We start from the raw sequence: 24,926 nt of genomic DNA on the forward strand, positions 1-24,926 counted from the left end.
CCCACCCCGTACGATCGAGGAATGAGCACGCGGATCGCCTTCCTCAAGGGTCACGGCACCGAGAACGACTTCGTGATCGTTCCGGACGCCGAGAACGCCATCGACCTCACCCCGGCCGCCGTCGCCGCCCTGTGCGACCGTCGCGCGGGCATCGGCGGCGACGGAGTGCTGCACGTCGTGCGCTCCGCCGCACACCCCGAGGCGAAGGACATGGCGGCCGAGGCGGAGTGGTTCATGGACTACCGCAACGGCGACGGCTCCGTCGCCGAGATGTGCGGCAACGGAGTCCGCGTCTTCGCCCGCTATCTCCAGCGGGCCGGGCTCGTCCCCGAGGGCGACCTCGCGGTCGCCACGCGCGGGGGCGTCAAGAGCGTGCACATCGCCAAGGACGGGGACGTCACGGTCGGCATGGGCAGGGCGCGGCTCCCCGAAGGGGACGTCACGGTGAGCGTCGGCCCGCGCAGTTGGCCCGCGCGCAACGTCAACATGGGCAACCCGCACGCCGTCGCCTTCGTGGACGACCTCGCCCACGCCGGCGACCTGTTCTCCCCGCCGCCCTTCGGCCCCGCCTCCGCCTACCCGGACGGCGTCAACGTCGAGTTCGTCGTGGACCGCGGCCCGCGGCACGTCGCCCTGCGCGTGCACGAGCGCGGGTCCGGCGAGACCCGCTCGTGCGGCACGGGCGCGTGCGCCGTCGCCGTGGCGGCCGCGCGCAGGGACGGCATCGACCCGGCGACCACCGGGACGCCGGTCACGTACACCGTCGACCTCCCCGGCGGCCGTCTGCTGATCACCGAGCGACCCGACGGGGAGATCGAGATGACCGGGCCCGCAGTGATCGTCGCCACAGGAGAGATCGATCCCGAGTGGCTGGAAACAGCCGCCCGCTGATCCCGACACGGCTTGGTATCGGAGGCCGGGAGGCTCCGCTGGCAGGCGGGAGCACGCCCCGGGGGCCGGTCGTGGGTTCGAATGCGCGACCGCCCCTCGGTCGGGTGGCTCAAAATCGTAAACCTCTGATCCATCGCTCGAATGGGTGATCCGTTTCACGCTCGGCGAGAGGCGGTCAGTCGCGCGTGATGGGCTCGGTAGCATCAAGCACCGGCCCGGACGGGGGACCGTACGCCAGTCCCCTGAGCCGTGTCCGCCCTGGGACACCCCGTCCGCCGGTCCACGCAGCCGGAGGTGCCCATGAGTGCGGAGGCCACGAACCCTGCGACCCCAGGCCCGGTAGTACCGGCCACGCCTCGCAGGCGCAGCCGTCCCCGGATCGACCTGCGCCGCCTGGTCGGGGCCGCGCTGCTCGGGCCCGCCTCCCGCGGCCGACTGCCCGACGCGATCGGTCACGTGGTCGAGGTCCACCGCGCCCACCATCCGCAGGCCGACCTGGAACCGCTGCACCGCGCCTATGTGCTCGCCGAGTCCTCGCACCGCGGCCAGATGCGCAAGAGCGGCGAGCCCTACATCACCCACCCGCTCGCCGTGACCCTGATCCTCGCCGAACTCGGCGCGGAGACCACGACCCTGACGGCCTCGCTGCTCCACGACACCGTCGAGGACACCGATGTGACGCTCGATCAGGTCGGTGAGCAGTTCGGCGCCGAGGTGCGCTATCTCGTCGACGGCGTCACGAAGCTGGAGAAGGTGGACTACGGGGCGGCCGCCGAGCCCGAGACCTTCCGCAAGATGCTCGTCGCCACCGGCAACGACGTCCGCGTCATGTCGATCAAACTCGCCGACCGGCTGCACAACATGCGCACCCTGGGGGTGATGCGACCCGAGAAGCAGGCGCGCATCGCCAAAGTGACCCGCGACGTCCTCATCCCGCTCGCCGAACGCCTGGGCGTTCAGGCGCTCAAGACCGAACTGGAGGACCTGGTCTTCGCGATCCTCCACCCCGAGGAGTACGAGCACACCCGCGAGCTGATCGTCGACAACGCCTCCCGCGCGGACGACCCCCTCGCCGAGTTCGCCGACGCGATGCGCACGGTCCTGCGCGACGCCGGCATCCAGGCCGAAGTCCTCATCCGGCCACGGCACTTCGTCTCCGTGCACCGCGCGGCCCGCAAGCGCGGCCGGATGCGGGGCGCCGACTTCGGCCGCCTGCTGGTGCTGGTGAACGAGGACGCCGACTGTTACGCCGTCCTCGGCGAACTGCACACCTGTATGACGCCGGTCGTCTCGGAGTTCAAGGACTTCATCGCCGTCCCGAAGTTCAACCTGTACCAGTCGCTGCACACCGCCGTCGCCCGCGAGGACGGCCAGGTCGCCGAAGTCCTCATCCGTACGCATCAGATGCACAAGGTCGCGGAGGCCGGCGTCGTCGCGCTCGGCAATCCCTACACGGCTCCCGCCGAGGAGCAGGCCCGGGAGGGAGCCCCCGCCGACGGGGAACGCGTCGATCCCACCCGGCCCGGCTGGCTCTCCCGCCTCCTCGACTGGCAGGAGGCCGCACCCGATCCCGACACCTTCTGGTCCACCCTGCGCGAGGACCTCGCCCAGGACCGCGAGATCACCGTCTTCCGCCCCGACGGCGGCACGCTCGGCCTGCCCGAGGGGGCGACCTGTGTCGACGCCGCGTACGCGCAGTACGGCGAGGACGCCCACGCCTGCATCGGCGCCCGTGTGAACGGCCGCCTGGCGACCCTCAGCACGGTCCTGCGGGACGGCGACACCGTCCAACTCCTCATGGGCCAGGACCCCGCCTCGGAGCCCTCCAGGGAGTGGCTGGACCACGCCCACACCCCCGCCGCCCGGATCGCCATCCAACGGTGGCTGGCGACGCACCCGGCCCCGGCCGAACACGAGCACCCCGAACCCGCAGCGGGCTCCGGGGCAGTGAGCGCTCCGAAGGCGGCCGAGCCGACCCCGCGGAGCCCGGCCGACGCGCTCGCGGCCGACGCGTCCGCCGCGCTGCCCGGCGCCGCGATCACCGTCGTGGACCGGCCCGACGCGAGCGTCCGGCTCGCCGGATGCTGTACGCCTGTGCCGCTCGACGAGATCACCGGCTTCGCCGTGCGCGGGGGAGTGGTGACCGTGCACCGCACCGAGTGCACCGCCGTGGCGCGCATGGCGAACGCGGGGCGCGAAGAGGTCGACGTGCGCTGGGGCGACACCACCGGATGCCGGGTCACCCTGGTCGCCGAATCGTTCGGCCGCCCCCATCTGCTCGCGGACCTCACCGAGGCGATGGCCTCGGAAGGCGCCGAGATCGTCTCCGCGACCGTCGAGCCCCCGAGCCAGCAGCGGGTGCGCCACACCTACACCGTCCAACTCCCGGACGCGGCACACCTGCCCACCCTCATCCGCGCCATGCGCAACGTGCCCGGCGTGTACGACGTGGACCGCGCACAGCACCACGCCTCGTCCTCCTCCTCGGGGACGATGTAGGCATCCCCACGCGCGCGTGCATGTGCCCCGCCGGATCCGCTCGCCGGCGTCACGCACGCGCGCGTGAGCAACCCGTTCGGGTGGGGCGGGCGCGCGTCGCCGACGCGGCGACCGTGCGCGCTGGTAGCGGTGGTGCATGCTGCTCACCCCCCGCGCCCGGACCCCGCGAGCCCCGTCCGCCCGACCCGGACGCTCCCGTCGGCTGAAATCCGCGCTGCTCGCCTCGGCCGTCTCCGTCTGCCTGGTCGCCGCGAGCGCTCCGGCGACCCCGCTCGGCGTCGGCGACCGCCTCTTCCCGGACCTGGGCAACCCCGGGTACGACGTCGCGTCCTACGACCTGTCCTTCACCTATTCCGGCGCCAACGACAAGCCACTCCAGGCGGTCACCACCATCGACGCCTGGACCACGACCGCCCTGGACCGGATCAACCTCGACTTCGCCCACGGCAAGGTCGACTCGGTCGAGGTCGACGGCGAACCCGCCGCCTTCGCCGGCGCCGGCGACGACCTGGTGGTCACCCCCAAGGACGCGCTGCCCCCGGGCAGCTGGATGCGGATCACCGTGCGGCACACCAGCGACCCCGTGAGCCCCGCCGACCGGGACGGCGGCTGGATCAGGACCACGGACGGTCTCGCCATGGCCAACCAGGCGGACGCCGCCCACCTGGTCTTCCCGTGCAACGACCACCCCTCCGACAAGGCGATGTTCACCGTCCGGATCACGGCGCCCAACGGCTACACGGCGGTGGCCAACGGGCTGCCGACCGGCATGGACCGGGTCGGCGGGGCGACCACCTGGACGTACCGCACGCAGCACCCCATGGCCACCGAGCTCGCCCAGGTGTCCATCGGCCGGTCCACGGTCGTGCACCGCGCGGGGCCGCACGCCCTGCCCGTCCGGGACGTCGTGCCCACCAAGGACCGCACGCTCCTCGAACCCTGGCTGAAGAAGACCCCCGACCAGATCGCCTGGATGGAGGGCAAGGTCGGCCCCTACCCCTTCGAGGCGTACGGCGTGCTCCTGGCCGAGGCCTCCACCGGGTTCGAACTCGAGACGCAGACCCTCTCCCTCTTCGAGAGAGACCTCTTCACCGAGCCCGGCTACCCCCAGTGGTACCTCGAGTCGATCATGGTGCATGAGCTGTCCCACCAGTGGTTCGGCGACAGCGTCAGCCCGCGCACCTGGTCGGACCTGTGGCTCAACGAAGGACACGCCACCTGGTACGAGGCGCTGTACGCGGAGGAGAAGGCGGGCCGCACGCTCCAGGCGCGCATGAAGGCGGCATACGGCGCCTCCGACCGCTGGCGCGCCGCGGGCGGCCCACCGGCGCTGCCCAAGGCGCCCAAGCCCGGTCAGAAGATCAGCATCTTCCGCCCCAACGTCTACGACGGTGCGGCCCTCGTCCTCTACGCCCTGCGCCAGGAGATCGGCCGGCCCGCGTTCGAGCACCTGGAGCGGGCGTGGGTGCACGATCACCGGGACTCCACTGCGACCACGGCCGACTTCGAGGGCCTCGCCGAAAAGATCTCCGGACGCGATCTCGCCGGCTTCTTCAAGCAATGGCTGTACGGCGAGAAGACCCCGCCGATGCCCGGCCACCCGGACTGGAAGTCGGCGGCACCGCTCGCGAAGGCCGACCCGAAGGCGGACTTGAAGACCGACTCGAAGACCGTCCCGAAAGCCGGCCTGGAAACCGCGCCGCATGCGGTCCCGAAGGCCCCGCGTACCGCGGAATAAGGCCGTGACGAGACGGGCCGTACCGTGCGACCATCGTGAGGTCGGCGCGGCACGGGCCCGGGAATCTCCCGGGGCACTCGTGCGTTGAGATGCATGAAGGCCGCCGATCCGGCATCCCCAACGACGTAAGGACCCAATGACCTCCTCTTCTTCCCCTTCCCAGGACACCAAGCGCATGGCGCACGCCTACCCCGAAGGTCTTCGGGCCGATGCCCTGATGGAAGAGGACGTCGCCTGGAGCCACGAGATCGACGGAGACCGGGACGGCGACCAGTTCGACCGCACCGAGCGCGCGGCCCTGCGCCGCGTGGCCGGCCTCTCCACCGAACTCGAGGACGTCACCGAGGTCGAGTACCGCCAGCTCCGCCTGGAGCGGGTCGTGCTCGTCGGCGTCTGGACCACGGGGACCGCACAGGACGCGGACAACTCCCTCGCGGAGCTGGCCGCCCTCGCGGAGACCGCGGGCGCCCTCGTCCTCGACGGCGTCATCCAGCGCCGCGACAAGCCCGACGCGGCCACCTACATCGGTTCCGGCAAGGCCGACGAGCTGCGCGACATCGTCCTCGAAACGGGCGCGGACACCGTCATCTGCGACGGTGAGCTCAGCCCGGGGCAGCTGATCCACCTCGAGGACGTCGTCAAGGTCAAGGTCATCGACCGTACGGCCCTGATCCTCGACATCTTCGCCCAGCACGCCAAGTCCCGAGAGGGCAAGGCGCAGGTCGCGCTCGCGCAGATGCAGTACATGCTGCCGAGGCTGCGCGGCTGGGGTCAGTCGCTGTCCCGTCAGATGGGCGGCGGCAAGGGCGGCGGCCTCGCCACCCGTGGCCCCGGTGAGACCAAGATCGAGACGGACCGGCGGCGGATCCGCGAGAAGATGGCGAAGATGCGCCGGGAGATCGCGGAGATGAAGACCGGCCGCGAGATCAAGCGCCAGGAGCGCAAGCGCCACAAGGTGCCGTCCGTCGCCATCGCGGGCTACACCAACGCCGGTAAGTCGTCCCTGCTCAACCGCCTCACGGGCGCGGGCGTCCTGGTCGAGAACGCCCTGTTCGCGACCCTGGACCCGACCGTGCGCCGGGCGGAGACGCCCAGCGGCCGGCTGTACACGCTGGCGGACACGGTCGGCTTCGTCCGGCACCTGCCGCACCACCTGGTCGAGGCGTTCCGCTCCACCATGGAGGAGGTCGGCGAGTCCGACCTGATCCTGCACGTGGTGGACGGCTCGCACCCCAACCCGGAGGAGCAGCTGGCCGCCGTGCGCGAGGTGGTCCGGGACGTCGGCGCCACCGGGGTGCCCGAGATCGTCGTCATCAACAAGGCGGACGCGGCCGACCCGCTGACGCTCCAGCGGCTGATGCGGATCGAGAAGCGTTCCATCGCCGTCTCGGCCCGCACCGGCCAGGGCATCGACGAGCTGCTCGCGCTGATCGACAACGAGCTGCCGCGGCCCTCGGTCGAGATCGAGGCGCTCGTGCCGTACACCCACGGCAAGCTGGTCGCCCGCGCCCACACCGAGGGCGAGGTGATCTCCGCGGAGCACACGGCGGAGGGCACCCTGCTGAAGGTACGGGTGCATGAGGAACTGGCGGCGGACCTCGCGCCGTACGTTCCGGCGCCGGCCGCCTGAGTCGTCAGAAGGCCCAACGCCCGAAGGCCCGCCCTCTGCTGATCGCAGTGATCGCAGGGGGCGGGCCTTCGGCGTGCACGGCTCACTTGCCGCCGTAGGTCTTGCTCATGTTCTGGTAGAGCGCCTCGGCCTCCCGGCCGAGCTGCGGGCCCGCCAGCCAGGTGTTGTCGGCCGGGCCGATCGAGGTGTTGGAGACCAGCTCGGTCTTGCCGTTGACCACCCGGAACCAGCCGCCGCCGGAGGAACCGCCGGTCATCGTGCAGCCGATGCGGTACATCGCCGGCAGCGAGGTGCTCAGCGAGAACCGCCCGGGCCGGTCGAGGCACTTGAACATCTTCAGCCCGTTGTAGGGCGGCGCAGCCGGGTAGCCCCAGGCACCCATCGTGTTCACCTCGGTCGCGGACGGCGCGGAGAAGTCCACGTCCAGCGCCCCGCCGACCGTCTCCTCCAGCGACTTGGCGCCCTGCTCCGGCGTCACGTGCAAGACGGCGTAGTCGTAGGCGGCACCCGCGCCGCCCGTCTCCGAGCCGCCGGCGATCCACTCGTTCGAGGTCGACGCCCAGTCCGCCCACCAGTTGCCGTAGGGGGAGATCTCCGCCGCCGTGGCGTTGCCGAGCTGCGCCTCGCTCTTGCCGAGGTCGTTGTAGGCCGGGACGAACACGAGGTTGCGGTACCAGCCGCCGGCGCCGCCGGCGTGTACGCAGTGACCGGCTGTCCAGACGAGGTTGGACTTGCCCGGGTGGTTCACGTCCTTGATGACCGTGCCCGAGCAGACCATCGCCCCCTCGGGCGAGTCGAAGAAGACCTTGCCGACCGGGGCCGCGTTCTCGTGATACGGCGTCTTCTCGGCCGCCGCCTGGACGGCCGCCGGCTCGGGGTCGCTGACGCCCTGGTCGGCGGCGGCGTCCTTGGTCGTGACCGTCTTGTTCGCCTCCTTCGCGGACTGCATCCGCTCCGGCTTCCACAGGCCCTCGATCACCGGGTTGACGAAGTCCTTGGCGGCGCTGAGCCACTTGTCCTTGTCCCAGTCCTGCCAGCCGCCGTCGGCCCACTTGTCGACGTCGATGCCGTGCTGCTTGAGCTTGCCGGCGATGTCGGCGGGAACCTTGACCTTGCCGTCACCGGGGCCGGTGTCGGCGGTCCGGGAGGTTCCGGCGCCGGCCTTGTCCTCGTCCGAGCCGTTGCAGGCGGTCGCCGTCAGTGCCAGGGCGGTGACGAGCCCGGCGGCGAGCAGAGTGCGCCGCCGGCCGTGCCGGTGCGCGATGGGCGTACGTGTGGAACGCATGGTGCGATGTCCCCCGTTGAAGCATGTGGATCCGTTGAAGCGTGTGGATCGTCGGAGCGTGGGATTCGACAGGGCCCATGGGACCCTGCCCTGTCATGTCATGCGCCTGTCATGGGGTCGCTCGAGTTCGTACGGCGACCACGCGCAGGCGACACCCCACTATGCCCGGGGAATTCGGGACGAACGGCGGTGGGATGGTGAAGGTTCCCGACAGGCACCCCACCGCCGATCCGGCTACTGACCGGCGAACTTGTCGCTCACCGAGTCGTACACACCCTTGGCCACGTCACCCAGCCGCGGTCCTGCGAGCCAACCGGCCTTCGCCGGGCCGATCGAGGTGTTGGACACCAGCGCGGGCTTGCCGTCCGACCCGGCCGCGACCCAGCCGCCGCCCGACGAGCCGCCGGTCATCGTGCAGCCGATGCGGTACATCGTCGGGTCCGAGGAGCTGATCGAGAACCGCCCCGGCTTGTCCTGGCACTGGTACAGCTTCTGCCCGTCGTAGGGCGCCGCTGCCGGATAGCCGGTCGCCGTGATGCTGTCGATCTTCGGCACCGCTGGGGCCTTGAAGTCCACCGGCAGCGCCGAACCGACCGTCTCCTCCAGGGACTTGCCGGAACCGCCCTCCTCCGGCGTCACATGGATGACGGCGTAGTCGTACGAGGCGCCGTGGCCGCCCGTCTGTCCGCCCTGCGCGATCCACTGGTCCGAAGTCTTCGTCCAGTCGCCCCACCAGACCCCGTACGGAGCGGCCTGCTCCTTGGTGGCCGTCTGCAACTGCTCGGCCGACAGGCCCTTGTCGTTGTACGACGGCACGAACACGAGGTTGCGGTACCAGCCGCCGCCCTTGCCGGCGTGCACGCAGTGGCCCGCCGTCCACACCAGGTTGGACTTGCCGGGGTGCGCCGGGTCCTGGACTACCGTCGCCGAGCACACCATCGTGCCCTCGGGGGAGTCGAAGAACACCTTGCCCGCCTCGGGGGCGTTGGCGTGGTACGTCGTCGGCACGGCCTTCGCGTCCACCGCCGCCGGCGTCGGGTCGGTCACGCCCTGGTCACCGGAGAGGTCGCCGTCGTCGACGGCCCGGTCCGGGTCCTCGGCCTTCCGCATCCGGTCCGGGTCCCACAGCCCCTTGATGATCGGGTTGATGTAGTCCTGCGCCTCCCGCAGCCAGTCGTCCTTGTCCCAGTTCTTCCAGGCGCCGTTCTTCCACTTGTCGAGGTCGATCCCGTGCTCTTTGAGCTTGTCCTTGATGTCGTCCGGGATCGTGATCTTTCCGTCGCCGGCGGCCGACGCGGTCGCGCCGGCCCGGCCGTCCGCGTCGGTGCCGCCCGAGTCGCAGGCGGTCGCCGTGAGTGCGAGCACCGAGGCGAGGGCCACGGCGCCCAGCACGGGGGAGGTTCTGCGGCGCGCGTTCCTCCTCCGACGAGCGGCGAACGACGGCCGTATGGATCGCATGGTCTGACTCCCCCTGCTGTCAACGAACTTGAAACACCGGCCGTTCCGCCCGGGGCGGAACTCATGGTGATCTCATGACGAGTTCAGGCGGGTCTCACGGCCAGGTGCGATGCCACCACACGATATGCGGTCGCTGTGGGGGACATCCGACGGAACGGCAACTGTTCGGTCACAGCAAGGATCTTGAGGCAACCCGTAACCAGGAGGGCTGTCCGGGGTTGGTAGCGGTGGGGGGTCCGCTGTCCGCGCCCGGCCCCCTGAACTGCGGGAGGACAGGGAGCCGTGGCCGTGACCGAGCCAGTGCCCGAGGAGGTCCCCTCGGGACGTTCCACCGGAGCGTTTTCCGCCGGAGCGTTCCCCGCCGGGACGGCCACTGCCGAGACGGCCGTCGTCGCCGCACCGTCGGGCGCGCGACCGGCGCACGAGGGCATCCTGCGGCGCCAGTCGGCACGCGAGTCGGCGGCGCGCACGTACGCGCGTGCCCTACCCATCGTGCCGGTGCGGGCACGCGGGCTGACCATCGAAGGCGCGGACGGCCGCCGCTACCTCGACTGCCTCTCGGGCGCCGGCACCCTCGCGCTCGGCCACAACCACCCCGTCGTGCTGGAGGCGATCCGCAGGGTCCTCGACTCGGGCGCGCCCCTGCACGTCCTCGACCTCGCCACGCCCGTCAAGGACGCTTTCATCACCGAGCTGTTCCACACCCTGCCGGCCGGTCTCGCCGACCACGCGCGCGTGCAGTTCTGTGGACCGGCTGGCACGGACGCCGTGGAGGCCGCCCTCAAACTGGTCCGCGCCGCCACCGGCCGCACCGGCGTCCTCGCCTTCACCGGCGCCTACCACGGGATGACCGCCGGCTCCCTCGAAGCGTCCGGGGGCGCCTTCGACGTACGGGTGGCCAGGCTGCCCTATCCGCAGGACTATCGCTGTCCGTTCGGCGTCGGCGGCGAACGCGGCGCCGAACTCGCCGCCCGCTGGACCGAGTCCGTCCTCGACGATCCCAAGTCGGGTGTACGGCGGCCCGCCGGGATGATCCTCGAACCCGTTCAGGGCGAGGGCGGCGTGATTCCCGCGCCGGACGCCTGGATGCGCCGTATGCGGCAGATCACGGCCGACCGCTCGATCCCGCTGATCGCCGACGAGGTCCAGACGGGCGTCGGGCGGACCGGCGCCTTCTGGGCGGTGGAGCACAGCGGGGTCACCCCTGACGTGATGGTCCTGTCCAAAGCCATCGGCGGCAGCCTGCCCCTCGCCGTCATCGTCTACCGCGACGACCTCGACGTCTGGGAACCAGGCGCGCACGCGGGCACGTTTCGCGGCAACCAACTCGCCATGGCCGCCGGCACGGCCACCCTCGCCTACGTCCGCGAGAACGGCCTCGCCGAACGCGCGGCCACCCTGGGCGCCCGCATGCTGGACGGGCTCCGCAGCCTGGCCCGGGAGTTCCCCGGTATGGGCGACGTGCGCGGCCGGGGGCTGATGATCGGGGTCGAGATGGTGGACCCCGAGGGGGAATGCGGGCCCGGAGGGATTGGCTCCCCGCTGGTCGCCGCTCGCGCCGATGACGGACTCGACGCGTTCACCGAAGTCGACGGTGCCGGTGCCGGTGCCGGGGTGGGTGCCGGTGCTGGTGCTGCCGTGCCCAGCACACCATCAAGTTCGATCTCTGCGCAGGCCGTTTGTCCTGCCGCTCCCGCGCTGGCCCTCGCCGTCCGGCGAGAGTGCCTGCGGCGCGGCCTGATCGTCGAACTCGGTGGGCGGCACGCCAGCGTCGTACGCCTGCTTCCCCCCTTGACCATCACCGACGAGCAGGTCGCGGCGGTACTCGACCGGCTGGCGGACGCGATGGCGGCGGTCTCCCGCGGCCAGGCCCACGGCCAGATCCGCGATACGGGTCCCGGCGACCACGCTCAGGCGCACCGGCAAGGCTGGCCCCGGCGGCAGCCCGGGCAGGTCCCCCGACAGGGCGACCCAGCCGAATCGGCGCACCCTGCCTGACCGCGGCCGGCCCCACCACGTCACGAGGAACGACCTTGACCACCTCCCCGCAGCCCGTCGACTCCGACTCCTCCACACCTTCGCTCCCGGCCCCCCGGCTGCAGGAGGAGACCCCCCGCGCCGAACCGCCGCGCCTGCCCGCCGCCGACCTCCCGGCCGATCTCCTGGAACACCCCGATCCCCGTACGGCGGCCCAGGCCGCGGCCGTGGAGAACCTGCTGCGTTGCTGGGTACGCGAGGCGGGCCTGACCGCCCCCGAAGACGGCACCCTCCGTGTCCCGCTGCCCGCCAGCGGCGTCACTCTGCTCGCCGCCGTCCACTACTGGTCCCCCACGGGCTGGCATCGCTTCGGCCTCGCGCGCCTGGCCGGCGCACCCGAGCAGTCCCCGCCCGCGGACGCCGTGACTCTCGCGGCCCTCCTGGCCCGCGAGACGCCCACGGGCGGCGGACCGTCCGCCGCAACCGCCGAAGCCGCGACGGCCCACCAGGCCCACGAAGGAGCTCTCCCGGCACCCGCTCCCACCACCACCAGCGGTGCAGGCGACGACCTCGTCGCGCGTGTGGCCGACTCCGTGCGCCGCACCGCGGTCTTCATCGGCGAGCGTCGGGACCGCCCCGCCGGCGGCCCCGACCTGTTCCTGACCGCCGAACAGGCGCTGGTGCTCGGGCATCCGCTGCACCCGACTCCGAAGAGCCGCGAAGGCCTCTCGGACGGCGAAGCGCACCGGTACTCGCCCGAGTCGCGAGGCGCCTTCCCCCTTCACTGGCTCGCTGTCGCTCCGACCGCGCTCGCCACCGACTCCGCCTGGACCGAAGCCGGCCGTCCCGTCCCCGCCGCCCGGCTGACGGCCCGACTCGCGGGGGCCGGCCTGCCGTCGCTGCCCGAGGGCTTCGCCGTGCTGCCGGTGCACCCCTGGCAACTGCGTGAGGTCCGCCACCGTCCCGAGGTCGAGGCTCTGTTCGGCGCCGGACTGCTCCAGGACCTCGGCGCGCACGGCCTTCCGTGGCATCCGACCTCCTCCGTACGCACCGTCCACCGGTCCGACGCCCCCGCGATGCTCAAACTGTCGCTGGGCCTGCGCATCACCAACTCCCGTCGCGAGAACCTCCGTAAGGAACTCCACCGCGGGGTCGAAGTGCACCGCCTCCTGCGCGCCGGCCTGTCCAAGCGGTGGCTGGCGACCCACCCCGGCTTCGACATCGTCCGGGACCCGGCCTGGCTCGCCGTCGACGGAACGGATGGCCTTCCGCTGACGGGCCTCGACGTGATGATCCGCCACAACCCGTTCGCCCCGGCCGACGACGTCTCCTGCGTCGCCGGACTCGTCGCACCCAGGCCTTATGCCCGCGGCACCGCGGAATGGGACGCCTCGACACCCGAGGCCCGTGCGGCCTCCCCGGACCGGGCTCACGCCCACCGCTCCCGGCTGGCCTCGATCGTCACCCACCTCGCCGCACGGACCGGTCGACCGCTGGGAACCGTCGCCGCAGAGTGGTTCCTGCGCTACCTGGAGCAGGTCGTCCGTCCCGTCCTGTGGCTCGACGGCGAGGCGGGGATCGCCCTGGAGGCGCACCAGCAGAACACGCTTCTCCTCCTGGACCCCGACGGCTGGCCCATGGGTGGCCGCTACCGTGACAACCAGGGCTACTACTTCCGTGAGTCCGGCCGCGCGGACCTCGACGCCCTGCTGCCCGGCATCGGCGAGCGCAGCGACACCTTCGTCTCCGACGAGGTCACCGACGAGCGGTTCGCCTACTACCTGGGAATCAACAACGTGTTCGGACTCATCGGCGCGTTCGGCTCCCAGCGGCTCGCCGACGAGCAACTGCTGCTCGCCGCCTTCCGGCGATTCCTCGCCGACGCTGCCTCCGGCCCCGAACCGCTGCGCAGTTCGCTGCCGGCCCGACTCCTCGACTCGCCCTCCCTGCGCTGCAAGGCCAACCTGCTGACCCGCCTGCACGGCCTCGACGAACTCGTCGGCCCGGTGGACACCCAGTCCGTCTACGTCACCATCGCCAACCCCCTGCGTACCTGAGCCGTCCGAGAGGAGCCCGCCGTGCCTCCCGTCGAGACCGACGCCGACCCCTGCCCGGCCCCTGCCCTCGGCATCAGCGACTGGGGGCCCATCGCCACCCCTGTGGGGGCGTTCCGCCTCGTCCCCGTACGGATCGAGCGGGACCTCTCCCTCGTCGGCCGGTGGATGAACGACCCCGCTGTCGCGGCGTTCTGGGAACTGGCCGGACCCGAGCCCGTGACCCGGCGACACCTGTGCCGCCAGCTCGCCGACGCCGGGCGCAGTGTCCCGTGCCTCGGCGTGCTGGAGGGCCGGCCGATGAGCTACTGGGAGATCTACCGGGCCGACCTCGACCCGCTGGCCCGGCACTACCCGGCCCGGCCGCACGACACCGGGATCCACCTCCTCATCGGCGGCGTCGCCGACCGCGGGCGAGGGCTCGGCAGCCTTCTGCTCAGAGCCGTCGCCGACCTCGTCCTCGACAGGAGACCCGCGTGTGCCCGCGTCGTCGCCGAACCCGACCTTCGCAACATTCCGTCCATCGCCACCTTCCTGAGCGCAGGCTTCCGGTACTTCGCCGAGGTCGACCTGCCCACCAAACGGGCCGCCCTCATGGTCCGGGACCGAGAACCGCCCGAGCTTTCGTGACACTGTGTAATCGTGCCCTCACCGCTGGAACGTCTCTCGCGCCCCTCCGGTTCCCACTCACGTCCAGCTCTTTCACCTCCGCTTTCACCTCCGCGTTCACCTCCACCGAGGAACCCACCGACTTGATCCCTGCTCTCCCGTCCGCCTCGACGACACGTTTGTCAGTGCCGCGCCGTAGGGTGGTCGCGCTATGACGAAGCCCTCTCTCCCCGAACTCCTGCATGCCGCCGTCACCGCCGTCGGCGGCACGGAGCGCCCCGGCCAGGTGACCATGGCCGAAGCCGTCGCCGAGGCGATCGACGAAGGCTCCCACCTGCTGGTCCAGGCCGGCACCGGCACCGGTAAGTCCCTCGGCTACCTCGTGCCCGCTCTCGCGCACGGGGAGCGTGTCGTGGTGGCGACCGCCACGCTGGCCCTGCAGCGCCAGCTCGTGGAGCGGGACCTGCCCCGTACGGTCGACGCGCTGCATCCCCTGCTGCGCCGGCGCCCGGAGTTCGCGATGCTCAAGGGCAGGTCGAACTACCTGTGTCTGCACCGACTGCACGAAGGCGTCCCGCAGGACGAGGAGGAGGGCCTCTTCGACCAGTTCGAGGCGGCCGCCCCCACCAGCAAACTCGGCCAGGACCTGCTGCGGCTGCGCGACTGGGCGGACGAGACCGAGTCCGGTGACCGCGACGACCTCACGCCCGGCGTGTCCGACCGGGCCTGGGCCCAGGTGTCGGTGTCCTCCCGGGAGTGTCTGGGCGCCACCAAGTGCGCCTACGGGGCCGAGTGCTTCGCCGAGATGGCCCGTGAGCGCGCCAAGCTGGCCGAGGTGGTCGTCACCAACCACGCGCTGCTCGCCATCGACGCCATCGAGGGCGCTCCCGTCCTCCCGCAACACGAGGTGCTGATCGTCGACGAGGCGCACGAACTGGTCTCGCGGGTCACCGGCGTCGCCACCGGCGAGCTCACTCCCGGCCAGGTCAACCGTGCCGTGCGCCGGGCGGCGAAGCTGGTCAACGAGAAGGCGGCGGACCAGCTGCAGACCGCGGCCGAGGGCTTCGAGCGGCTCATGGAGCTGGCGCTGCCCGGCCGCCTGGAGGAGATCCCCGAGGACCTCGCCTACGCCCTGATGGCGCTGCGCGACGCCGCGCGGACGGTCATCTCGGGCATCGGCGCGACCCGTGACAAGTCCGTCCAGGACGAGGACGCGGTCCGCAAGCAGGCACTGGCCTCGGTGGAGACGGTGCACGACGTGGCGGAGCGGATCACGAACGGCTCCGAGTGGGACGTGGTCTGGTACGAGCGGCACGACCGCTTCGGCGCCTCCCTGCGCGTCGCCCCCATGTCCGTGTCGGGCCTGCTGCGGGAGAAGCTCTTCGCGGACCGCTCCGTGACCCTGGCCTCGGCGACCCTGAAGCTGGGCGGGGACTTCAACGGTGTGGGCGCCTCGATGGGGCTGGCCCCGGAGGGCACGCAGGGCGAGGACGTACCGCAGTGGAAGGGCATCGACGTCGGCTCGCCCTTCGACTACCGCAAGCAGGGCATCCTGTACGTGGCCAAACACCTTTCGCGTCCCGCGCGGGACGGCGACCGCGCCGACATGCTGGACGAGCTGACCGACCTGATCCAGTCGGCCGGCGGGCGCACTCTCGGGCTTTTCTCCTCCATGCGGGCCGCGCAGCTCGCCGCCGAGGAACTGCGCACGCGTATCCCCGAGTTCCCGATCCTCCTCCAGGGCGAGGAGACCCTCGGTGAGCTGATCAAGAACTTCTCGGCGGACCCGAAGACCTGCCTGTTCGGCACGCTGTCGCTGTGGCAGGGCGTCGACGTCCCCGGCCCCAGCTGTCAGCTGGTGGTGATGGACAAGATCCCGTTCCCGCGCCCGGACGACCCCCTGATGAGCGCCCGCCAGAAGGCGGTGGAGGACGCCGGCGGCAACGGCTTCATGGCCGTCGCCGCCACGCACGCGGCGCTCCTCATGGCACAGGGCGCGGGCCGCCTCGTACGGGCGTCGGGGGACCGCGGCGTGGTCGCCGTACTGGACCAGCGACTGGCGACGGCCCGTTACGGGAGCTACCTGAAGGCGTCCCTGCCGGACTTCTGGTACACCACGGACCGCGACCAGGTCCGCAGGTCGCTCGCGGCGATCGACGCGACGGCCAAGCAGACGGAGGGGCAGTGAAGGCAGGGCCGCAATGACGGCAAGCCGCAGTGACCTGTAGACGCAGCGAAGGCGGGTGTCGTCCCGGTCAAAGGGACGGCACCCGCCTCCTCACAGGTCCCCCAGCACAACACAGGGCCCCGGAACCGGCGCAGGGATCCCGGGGCCCAGTCACAGGGGTGGACGGGGCAGGCCCGTCCACCGCCGCACTCAGACGCGGCGGAGTACTGCCACCACCTTGCCGAGGATGGTCGCGTCGTCACCGGGAATCGGTTCGTACGCCGCGTTGTGCGGGAGCAGCCACACATGGCCGTCCTCGCGCTTGAAGCGCTTGACGGTGGCCTCGCCGTCGAGCATCGCGGCCACGATGTCGCCGTTCTCGGCGACGGGCTGGCGGCGGACGGTGACCCAGTCGCCGTCGCAGATCGCGGCCTCGATCATGGAGTCGCCGACGACCTTCAGTACGAACAGTTCGCCGTCACCGACCAGTTGCCTGGGGAGCGGGAAGACGTCCTCGACCGACTCCTCGGCGAGGATCGGGCCACCGGCGGCGATCCGGCCGACCAGCGGGACGTATGAAGCGGCGGGTTTGCCGGCGGTGTCCGTGGGCTGCACGGAGGCGGCCTGGTCGGAGCCGCGCACCTCGTACGCGCGCGGGCGGTGCGGGTCGCGGCGCAGGAAGCCCTTCCGCTCCAGTGCCATCAACTGGTGCGCGACCGAGGAGGTGCTGGACAGGCCGACCGCCTGACCGATCTCCCGCATCGACGGCGGGTAGCCGCGCCGCTGCACGGAGTCCCTGATGACCTCGATCACTCGGCGCTGGCGGTCCGTGAGCCCCGAGCTGTCCGCGCGGATGCCTGGAGGTCGCCCCGGCAGCGAGCGCTTGTGCGCCTCGGGATTCATGGCTTCGTTCATCGCATGCACCGGCTCGAGTCGGCCCTGGGAGCGGTCCTGGGCAGTGATGGTGGCACTGTCTGCGGTGGTGGTCACGTCGGCCCCTCTCGGTTGTCTCCCTGCTGCACAACGGTAGTTGCTTTCGAAAGGTTGCGCCAAACACACGTTCGAGTGAAAAAGCCTGGATAGCCTGACTTGATCATGTGTCTGGGTGTATGGCTAACGCGGTCCCCGGCGGACGAAAAGGCTCGTCGTTGTACTCTTCACCGCCGGGGTCGATGACCTTGTGAGGCGGGGCCCAGTCTGCCACCCGGTCTTCCGTCGGCCGGGAACCGGCCCCGCTCTGCGCGAGAGTCGCACCTCTCCTCCTTGCGGTGCCCACGGTATCGCCGTAATTGCCGGGGCGATACGGCCGTACGCGCGCGTGCAGGGGTGGATTTCGCGTGCTCGGCGTGACGGCGGGATCGCGTGGGGTGAGCTCGGCGGGAGCGACACGCGATACAGCCTGGATGTATGAGCCAAGCCCCACATCTAGTGGTTGGATTGCATCAGCGGCCCAGAAGTTGTGGTCCCCGGTGTCTTCAGATGCTCATGGATCGCCTATGCTGGGGGCTGCTTCGAGGGGCCCATGAGGCCCGGCGAGGCCATTGAGTCTGCTGTGAGGAGGGTTGGAGTTCATGCACTGCCCCTTCTGCAGGCACCCCGACAGCCGTGTCGTCGACAGCCGTACGACGGACGACGGCACGTCGATCCGCAGGCGCCGCCAGTGCCCTGACTGCTCCCGTCGGTTCACGACCGTGGAGACGTGCTCGCTCATGGTGGTGAAGCGGTCCGGAGTGACGGAGCCCTTCAGTCGCACCAAGGTCATCAACGGCGTGCGCAAGGCATGCCAGGGACGGCCGGTCACCGAGGACGCGCTGGCTCAACTCGGCCAGCGGGTCGAGGAGGCGGTGCGGGCCACCGGAAGCGCCGAGTTGACCACCCACGACGTGGGGCTGGCCATACTCGGCCCGTTGCAGGAGCTCGACCTCGTCGCCTATCTGCGATTCGCCTCCGTCTACCGGGCGTTCGACTCGCTCGAGGACTTCGAGGCCGCGATCACGGAACTCAGGGACCAGACGGCACGCCCCACCGCGGACGACGACGACCGCGAGGGCGACACGGAGGCTGCCGCGGGGAGCCGGGAAGACGACGGCGGACGCGGAGGGACCGTACAGGTCCCCGAGCCCGCCCACGCCGCCGACTGACCGACGGGCCGAACCCGGACCACAGGATCCGGGGACGGCCGGGCGGGGCGGCGGACCAAGACCTGTTGTGGGCGGTAGCGCGTGGGTGCCCACAGCACAAGACAGAACACCGTGTCACGGGAACAACGTGGCATTTCAGGGCGTTTATGCCCGTACCAGGGAGGCGGCATGACAGAGACGGCGAGCGGTCCGGCACGAGGTTCCCGCGCCAAGGGCGCCAAGACCACGAAGGGCCTGCGTATCGAGCGCATCCACACCACCCCCGGCGTGCACCCGTACGACGAGGTGGCCTGGGAGCGCCGTGACGTCGTCATGACCAACTGGCGCGACGGCTCGGTCAATTTCGAGCAGCGTGGCGTCGAGTTCCCCGACTTCTGGTCGGTGAACGCGGTCAACATCGTCACCAGCAAGTACTTCCGCGGTGCCGTCGGCACCCCGCAGCGCGAGACCGGCCTCAAGCAGCTGATCGACCGCATCGTGAAGACGTATCGGCAGGCCGGCGAGGACCACAAGTACTTCGCCTCGCCCGCCGACGCCGAGATCTTCGAGCACGAGCTGGCGTACGCCCTCCTGCACCAGATCTTCAGCTTCAACAGCCCCGTCTGGTTCAACGTCGGCACCCCGCAGCCCCAGCAGGTCTCCGCCTGCTTCATCCTGGCCGTCGACGACTCCATGGAGTCGATCCTCGACTGGTACAAGGAAGAGGGCATGATCTTCAAGGGCGGCTCGGGCGCCGGTCTGAACCTGTCCCGCATCCGCTCCTCCAAGGAGCTCCTGTCCTCCGGCGGCAACGCCTCCGGCCCGGTCTCGTTCATGCGTGGCGCCGATGCCTCCGCCGGCACCATCAAGTCCGGTGGCGCCACCCGTCGGGCCGCCAAGATGGTCGTGCTCGACGTGGACCACCCGGACGTCGAGGACTTCATTGCCACCAAGGTGAAGGAAGAGGAGAAGATCCGCGCTCTGCGCGACGCGGGCTTCGACATGGACCTGGGCGGTGACGACATCACGTCCGTCCAGTACCAGAACGCCAACAACAGCGTCCGGGTGAACGACGAGTTCATGACGGCCGTCGAGAACGGCACCGAGTTCGGCCTCCGCGCCCGGATGACCGGCGAGATCATCGAGAAGGTCGACGCCAAGGCGCTGTTCCGCAAGCTCGCCGAGGCCGCGTGGGCCTGTGCCGACCCGGGCATCCAGTACGACGGTGTGATCAACAACTGGCACACCTGCCCCGAGTCCGGCCGGATCACCGCGTCGAACCCGTGCAGCGAGTACATGCACCTGGACAACACGTCCTGCAACCTCGCCTCGCTCAACCTGATGAAGTTCCTCAAGGACGACAGCAAGGGCAACCAGTCCTTCGAGGCCGACCGCTTCCAGAAGGTCGTCGAGCTCGTCATCACCGCGATGGACATCTCCATCTGCTTCGCGGACTTCCCGACCCAGAAGATCGGTGAGAACACACGCGCGTTCCGCCAGCTCGGCATCGGCTACGCCAACCTCGGCGCCCTGCTGATGGCAACCGGCCACGCCTACGACTCCGAGGGCGGCCGCGCGCTGGCCGGCGCCATCACCTCCCTGATGACCAGCACGGCCTACCGCCGCTCCGCCGAGCTCGCCGCGGTCGTCGGCCCGTACGACGGCTACGCCCGCAACGCCGACGCCCACAACCGCGTCATGAAGCAGCACTCCGACGCCAACGGCACGGCCGTGCGCATGGACGACCTGGACACCCCGGTCTGGGCCGCCGCCACGGAGGCCTGGCAGGACGTGCTGCGCCTCGGCGAGAAGAACGGTTTCCGTAACTCCCAGGCGTCCGTGCTCGCCCCGACCGGCACCATCGGTCTGGCGATGTCCTGCGACACCACGGGCGTCGAGCCCGACCTCGCCCTGGTCAAGTTCAAGAAGCTGGTCGGCGGCGGCTCGATGCAGATCGTCAACGGCACCGTCCCGCAGGCCCTGCGCCGCCTGGGCTACCAGGAGGAGCAGATCGAGGCGATCGTCGCCCACATCGCCGACAACGGCAACGTGATCGACGCCCCCGGCCTCAAGCCCGAGCACTACGAGGTGTTCGACTGCGCCATGGGCGAGCGCGCCATCTCCCCGATGGGCCACGTCCGCATGATGGCCGCGATCCAGCCCTGGATCTCCGGCGCCATCTCCAAGACGGTCAACATGCCGGAGACGGCGACCGTCGAGGAGGTCGAGGAGATCTACTTCGAGGCCTGGAAGCTCGGCGTCAAGGCGCTCGCGATCTACCGCGACAACTGCAAGGTCGGCCAGCCCCTCTCCGCGAAGACCAAGGAGAAGGAGAAGACCGAGATCACCGAGAAGGCCGAGGACACGATCCGCACCGCGGTCGAGAAGGTCATCGAGTACCGCCCGGTCCGCAAGCGCCTGCCCAAGGGCCGTCCCGGCATCACGACCTCGTTCACGGTCGGCGGCGCCGAGGGCTACATGACCGCCAACTCCTACCCGGACGACGGTCTCGGCGAGGTCTTCCTGAAGATGTCCAAGCAGGGCTCGACCCTCGCCGGGATGATGGACGCCTTCTCCATCGCGGTCTCCGTCGGCCTCCAGTACGGCGTGCCGCTGGAGACGTACGTCTCGAAGTTCACCAACATGCGCTTCGAGCCGGCCGGCATGACCGACGACCCGGACGTGCGGATGGCGCAGTCGATCGTCGACTACATCTTCCGCCGCCTGGCGCTCGACTTCCTGCCGTTCGAGACGCGTTCCGCGCTCGGCATTCACTCCGCCGAGGAGCGTCAGCGCCACCTGGAGACCGGTTCGTACGAGCCGACCCTCGAGGAGGAGGACGTGGACGTGGAGGGCCTCGCCCAGTCCGCCCCGCGCCCGACGGACCTGAAGGCCGTCGCCACCCCGAAGGCCGAGGTCGAGGCGGCCAAGCCCGCCCCGACGCAGGCCCACACCAGCGCCGAACTGGTGGAGATGCAGCTGGGCATCCAGGCCGACGCCCCGCTGTGCTTCTCCTGCGGGACGAAGATGCAGCGGGCCGGTTCCTGCTACATCTGCGAGGGCTGCGGTTCGACCAGCGGCTGCAGCTGATGCCGGACACCTGCTGGGGTTGAACCAGTGGGCGAGGGCGGTGGAACCGGTTGTCGGCTCCACCGCCCTCGGCGTCCCTAGGCTTCTCCAGGCGTGCTTCTGCGGGCGCTGCCGTCAGGACTGGCGTACCTGGCCCATGATCCTCGTGAACGTCGCCGGGTCGTCCTCGAAGCCCTGGACGCCGGCGTGGAACGACCACCCGTCGGTCTCTCGCACGAACTCCCCGACCGTCGCCGCGGTCGCCCCGAGAACACCGGCGAAGTCGTCCTCGTCCAGGACGTTGTAGCCCTCTCGAATCCGGAAGGCGGGGTTGAGCACGCTGACGAAGGTCCGGTGCTCCGGGTTCTGCTGGATGACGACGCCGACGACCACGCGCGCGTACCGCGCGTCCAGCCGGTCGAGTTCCAGCGTCATGACCTCGTCCCAGCCGAAGCCCTTGCCGTCCTTGCTGTCCCGGTTGAGGTAGATCGTGCCGTCGGGCGAACGACTGTCGAAGTGCACGACATAGGCAGGGGCGCCGCTGGAATCGCCCGCCAGGTACGTCGCGGCCACGATGTCCAGATCCGTGGGGGGCTGCCCCGCCGGACTCGGGTCCCACTTCAGCGCCATCTCGATCTTGCGGATTCCCTTGTTGAGGCCGCTCACGGACTCCCCTCCCCGTTTCCCCGTCTGCCGTCGCCCCGAACTGCCGGACCATCAGGGCCGGTTGTCCATCCTGCCACGCGCGCGTGCGCCGTCGCAGCGCTGCACCGATCCCAAGCGTGACCGACGCCACGCCCGGTGGCCTTACCATGGCGCGGTGCTGGTCAAGTGGATTCGCTGCACCGTGGTGGACCGCCGCGGTTTCGAACGGGGACAGCGAAAGTGGGCGGGGCTTCTGGGGGAGCCGGGGTTTCGGGGACAGGGCGGGGGCTGGAGCAGGGGGCGGCCCTCGGTCGCGCATGTCTTCGCCTTCTGGGAGAGCCGAGCCTTCTACGACTCCTTCATGGCGCGCTCCCACGACCGGCTGGCGGCGACGCAGTCGGGCACCTTCAAGGACGCTCAGGTGCGGCTGTTCGACTACCGCTTCGACGTCAAGACGGGCTTCGAGCCCCGTTTCACCGACTCCGACCTGCTGCGGGTGGCCCTGTGCCGGGTCCACGAGGAACGCGCCGAGCACTTCACCCTGATGCAGGAGAAGGTGTGGAACCCCGCCATGGCCGGCTCGCCCGGCATGATCCGAGGGCTGTTCGCCGAGGCGCCCGGGCACGAGTTCCTGGTGCTGTCGATGTGGCGCTCGGCGGCCGAACACGGAAAGTACCGCACCGAGCGCGTGGAGCGGCTCGCGCTGCGCGCCCAGACGGAGGCGGACATCTCCTCCCTCACCGGTGACATCGTGGAGCTCGAGTCGACCTGGACGGTTTGAAAACCTGCGGTGTTTTGCGCCTTCTGGTGCGGGATCTGTGTGACCTGCGCTGTATGGAGGCCGTACGAGTGCTCGATCGGCCGTGATCCGATCTAGGGTTTTGGCATGGCACGACCACGGCGCATCGTCCTTGTCCGGCACGGGGAGTCAACGGGCAATGTTGATGACACCGTCTACGAGCGTGAACCCGACCATGCACTGGCCCTGACCGAGCGGGGCCGGCGGCAGGCAGAGGCGACGGGAAAGAACCTGCGGGAGGTGTTCGGCCGCGAGCGGGTCAGTGTGTACGTCTCCCCATACCGGCGCACGCACGAGACGCTCCGTGCCTTCCACCTCGATCCCGACCTCATACGGGTACGTGAGGAGCCGCGGCTGCGCGAGCAGGACTGGGGGAACTGGCAGGACCGCGACGACGTACGACTGCAGAAGACGTACCGGGACGCCTACGGGCACTTCTTCTACCGCTTCGCCCAGGGCGAGAGCGGAGCCGACGTCTACGACCGGGTCGGCGGCTTCCTGGAGAGCTTGTTCCGAAGCTTCGAGGCCCCCGACCACCCGCCGAACGTGCTCCTGGTGACCCATGGCCTGGCGATGCGGCTGTTCTGCATGCGCTGGTTCCATTGGACGGTCGCCGAGTTCGAGTCCCTCGCGAATCCGGGGAACGCCGAGATGCGGATGCTCGTTCTCGGAGACGACGGCAGGTACACGCTCGACCGGCCCTTCAACCGCTGGCGAGACCCGGAACCGTACGGGATCACGGATAGAGTGGCAGAGCGATGACCGCTGACTCCTCTCCCGACGGGCGCCTGGGGCGCGCCCTGGCCAGCCTGCGTGGCCTCGCCGTGGGCGACGCGCTGGGCTCACAGTTCTTCGTGCCGGTGAACTACCCCCTGCTGCAGCGCCGTGAGCTGCCTCCCGGCCCGTGGCAGTGGACCGACGACACCGAGATGGCCTGCTCTGTCGTGGCCGTCCTGGCCGCCCACCACCGCATCGATCAGGACGCTCTGGCCCACGCCTTCGCAGAGCACCATGACTTCGACCGCGGGTACGGTCCGGCCGTCAACCGGCTGCTGAGACTGGTCAGGGAGGGCGCCGACTGGCGCGAGCTGTCCGCCGCCCTGTTCAACGGGCAGGGGTCCTGGGGCAACGGCGCCGCGATGCGGATCGCCCCCTTGGGCGCCTGGTACGCGGACGATCCCGAGCAGGCGACCCATCAGGCGGAGATCTCCGCCTACCCCACACATCAGCACCGGGAGGCCGTGGTCGGGGCCATGGCCGTCGCCGCGGCCGCCTCGCTGGCCGGTGCCTCCGGAGGTCCGCCCAGCGCCGAGGCGCTGTTGGACGGTGTGATCGCCCTCGTCCCGAAGAGCGCCGTCGGCGCGGGTCTCAGGCGCGCCAGGGACATGCTCGACTACGCCGACGCGTCCACCGTCGCGGCTGTGCTGGGCTGCGGGAGGCGCACGTCGGCCCATGACACCGTCCCCTTCGCCATCTGGTCGGCCGCCCGGGCACTTGGTGACTACGAGGCCGCGTTCTGGACGACCGCGCAGGTCGGCGGGGACGTGGACACGACCTGCGCCATCGTGGGCGGCGTTCTGGCCTCCGGCAAGTCGGGGACGCCTCCCGCGGCATGGGCGCAGCAGGTGGAAGCGCTGCCTGGGTGGGTGCCGGCGTCTGCGTGACCCGTGGGATGCGGGACGCGAGGTGTGGCGTGTGAGATGCGGGGCGCGGGGTGGGCAGTTTCCTGCGCAACTCTCGGTGTTCGGCGGGAACTCTGCGTGACCGCTCGTGCGTTCTTCCGACATCCGCTGTGCGAAGTGTGCGTGCGGAGGACGGGTGACGGTGGGAGCGACCTAGGGGGCGTAGGGCTTGGGCATGCGGTTCGTCTTGTTCGTGATCATGCTGGTGCTGCACAGGTGCCGGGCAGGCCGACCGGGCCGACCGGGGAGCGGTGGACGCGCCTGTGTCGTGCCAGGCGGAGACACTCCGAGGTCGGCCCGTGG

At 70.5% G+C, this 24,926-nt stretch carries 16 protein-coding genes and 1 pseudogene; 13 read left to right on the forward strand and 4 right to left on the reverse strand.

The annotated features are described in order from the left end of the window. The first annotated feature begins 21 nt into the window (after positions 1 to 21). The 4 genes from dapF to hflX all read left to right on the forward strand — a co-directional run bounded on the left by dapF (position 22) and on the right by hflX (position 6,758). The gene (gene dapF / locus ACZ5SK_RS27325) at positions 22 to 891 is read left to right on the forward strand and encodes a diaminopimelate epimerase (RefSeq protein WP_334576672.1); all 870 of its coding nucleotides are present in this window, start codon (positions 22 to 24) and stop codon (positions 889 to 891) included. A gap of 300 nt (positions 892 to 1,191) precedes the next feature. Then, positions 1,192 to 3,390 (forward strand): RelA/SpoT family protein, encoded by a 2,199-nt coding sequence (locus tag ACZ5SK_RS27330; protein WP_334576670.1) that lies wholly within the window; start codon positions 1,192 to 1,194, stop codon positions 3,388 to 3,390. Positions 3,391 to 3,526: 136 nt separating this feature from the next. Beyond that, positions 3,527 to 5,128, forward strand: coding sequence for a M1 family metallopeptidase (locus tag ACZ5SK_RS27335; protein ID WP_334576668.1), 1,602 nt, complete (start codon positions 3,527 to 3,529; stop codon positions 5,126 to 5,128). Positions 5,129 to 5,264: 136 nt separating this feature from the next. Then, positions 5,265 to 6,758: a GTPase HflX gene (gene hflX / locus ACZ5SK_RS27340; RefSeq protein WP_319343560.1), complete on the forward strand. Its 1,494-nt coding sequence runs from the start codon at positions 5,265 to 5,267 to the stop codon at positions 6,756 to 6,758. Positions 6,759 to 6,840: 82 nt separating this feature from the next. On the opposite strand, the gene ACZ5SK_RS27345 is transcribed toward hflX, so the two are convergent. Further along, entirely contained in the window at positions 6,841 to 8,043 is a 1,203-nt protein-coding gene (locus ACZ5SK_RS27345) for a trypsin-like serine peptidase (protein WP_334576666.1), read from the reverse strand. Positions 8,044 to 8,277: 234 nt separating this feature from the next. Next, the gene (locus tag ACZ5SK_RS27350) at positions 8,278 to 9,501 is read right to left on the reverse strand and encodes a trypsin-like serine peptidase (RefSeq protein WP_334576664.1); all 1,224 of its coding nucleotides are present in this window, start codon (positions 9,499 to 9,501) and stop codon (positions 8,278 to 8,280) included. Between the two features lie 429 nt (positions 9,502 to 9,930). Between ACZ5SK_RS27350 and ACZ5SK_RS27355 the strand changes: the two genes are divergently transcribed. The 4 genes and pseudogenes from ACZ5SK_RS27355 (at position 9,931) to ACZ5SK_RS27370 (ending at position 16,329) form a co-directional block, all read left to right on the forward strand. Further along, a complete protein-coding gene (locus ACZ5SK_RS27355) occupies positions 9,931 to 11,499 on the forward strand; it encodes a diaminobutyrate--2-oxoglutarate transaminase family protein (RefSeq protein WP_457494457.1) in 1,569 nt (522 codons plus the stop codon). A 35-nt stretch (positions 11,500 to 11,534) separates the two neighbouring features. Further along, positions 11,535 to 13,535 (forward strand): IucA/IucC family protein, encoded by a 2,001-nt coding sequence (locus tag ACZ5SK_RS27360; protein ID WP_443041218.1) that lies wholly within the window; start codon positions 11,535 to 11,537, stop codon positions 13,533 to 13,535. Positions 13,536 to 13,607: 72 nt separating this feature from the next. Continuing rightward, positions 13,608 to 14,162 (forward strand): annotated as a pseudogene (locus ACZ5SK_RS27365) (GNAT family N-acetyltransferase); the annotation flags it as partial. A gap of 190 nt (positions 14,163 to 14,352) precedes the next feature. After that, entirely contained in the window at positions 14,353 to 16,329 is a 1,977-nt protein-coding gene (locus tag ACZ5SK_RS27370) for an ATP-dependent DNA helicase (RefSeq protein ID WP_334576663.1), read from the forward strand. Between the two features lie 189 nt (positions 16,330 to 16,518). Here ACZ5SK_RS27370 and lexA read toward each other — a convergent pair whose 3' ends face one another. Next, complete coding sequence (lexA, locus tag ACZ5SK_RS27375; protein WP_079659071.1) at positions 16,519 to 17,298, reverse strand: transcriptional repressor LexA; 780 nt, start codon at positions 17,296 to 17,298, stop codon at positions 16,519 to 16,521. Positions 17,299 to 17,879: 581 nt separating this feature from the next. On the opposite strand from lexA, the gene nrdR reads away from it, so the two are divergent. Together nrdR and ACZ5SK_RS27385 are read left to right on the forward strand one after the other, a co-directional pair. Then, positions 17,880 to 18,449 (forward strand): transcriptional regulator NrdR, encoded by a 570-nt coding sequence (gene nrdR, locus ACZ5SK_RS27380; protein ID WP_319676698.1) that lies wholly within the window; start codon positions 17,880 to 17,882, stop codon positions 18,447 to 18,449. 168 nt (positions 18,450 to 18,617) lie between these two features. Next, positions 18,618 to 21,518 carry a vitamin B12-dependent ribonucleotide reductase gene (locus ACZ5SK_RS27385; protein WP_334576656.1) on the forward strand — a complete coding sequence of 967 codons (2,901 nt, stop codon included), beginning with the start codon at positions 18,618 to 18,620 and terminating at the stop codon, positions 21,516 to 21,518. A 114-nt stretch (positions 21,519 to 21,632) separates the two neighbouring features. Here ACZ5SK_RS27385 and ACZ5SK_RS27390 read toward each other — a convergent pair whose 3' ends face one another. After that, positions 21,633 to 22,163 carry a TerD family protein gene (locus tag ACZ5SK_RS27390; protein ID WP_334576655.1) on the reverse strand — a complete coding sequence of 177 codons (531 nt, stop codon included), beginning with the start codon at positions 22,161 to 22,163 and terminating at the stop codon, positions 21,633 to 21,635. Positions 22,164 to 22,317: 154 nt separating this feature from the next. Here ACZ5SK_RS27390 and ACZ5SK_RS27395 point away from each other — a divergent pair, with 154 nt between their 5' ends. From ACZ5SK_RS27395 to ACZ5SK_RS27405, 3 genes are all read left to right on the forward strand, one after another. Continuing rightward, positions 22,318 to 22,923: a YdbC family protein gene (locus tag ACZ5SK_RS27395; protein ID WP_334576654.1), complete on the forward strand. Its 606-nt coding sequence runs from the start codon at positions 22,318 to 22,320 to the stop codon at positions 22,921 to 22,923. A gap of 105 nt (positions 22,924 to 23,028) precedes the next feature. Next, the gene (locus ACZ5SK_RS27400) at positions 23,029 to 23,703 is read left to right on the forward strand and encodes a histidine phosphatase family protein (RefSeq protein ID WP_334576652.1); all 675 of its coding nucleotides are present in this window, start codon (positions 23,029 to 23,031) and stop codon (positions 23,701 to 23,703) included. After that, entirely contained in the window at positions 23,700 to 24,605 is a 906-nt protein-coding gene (locus ACZ5SK_RS27405) for an ADP-ribosylglycohydrolase family protein (protein ID WP_334576650.1), read from the forward strand. Before ACZ5SK_RS27400 ends, ACZ5SK_RS27405 begins: the two co-directional genes overlap by 4 nt. The last annotated feature ends 321 nt before the right edge of the window (positions 24,606 to 24,926 follow it).

The organism is Streptomyces sp. NPDC031474 (assembly GCF_055581185.1).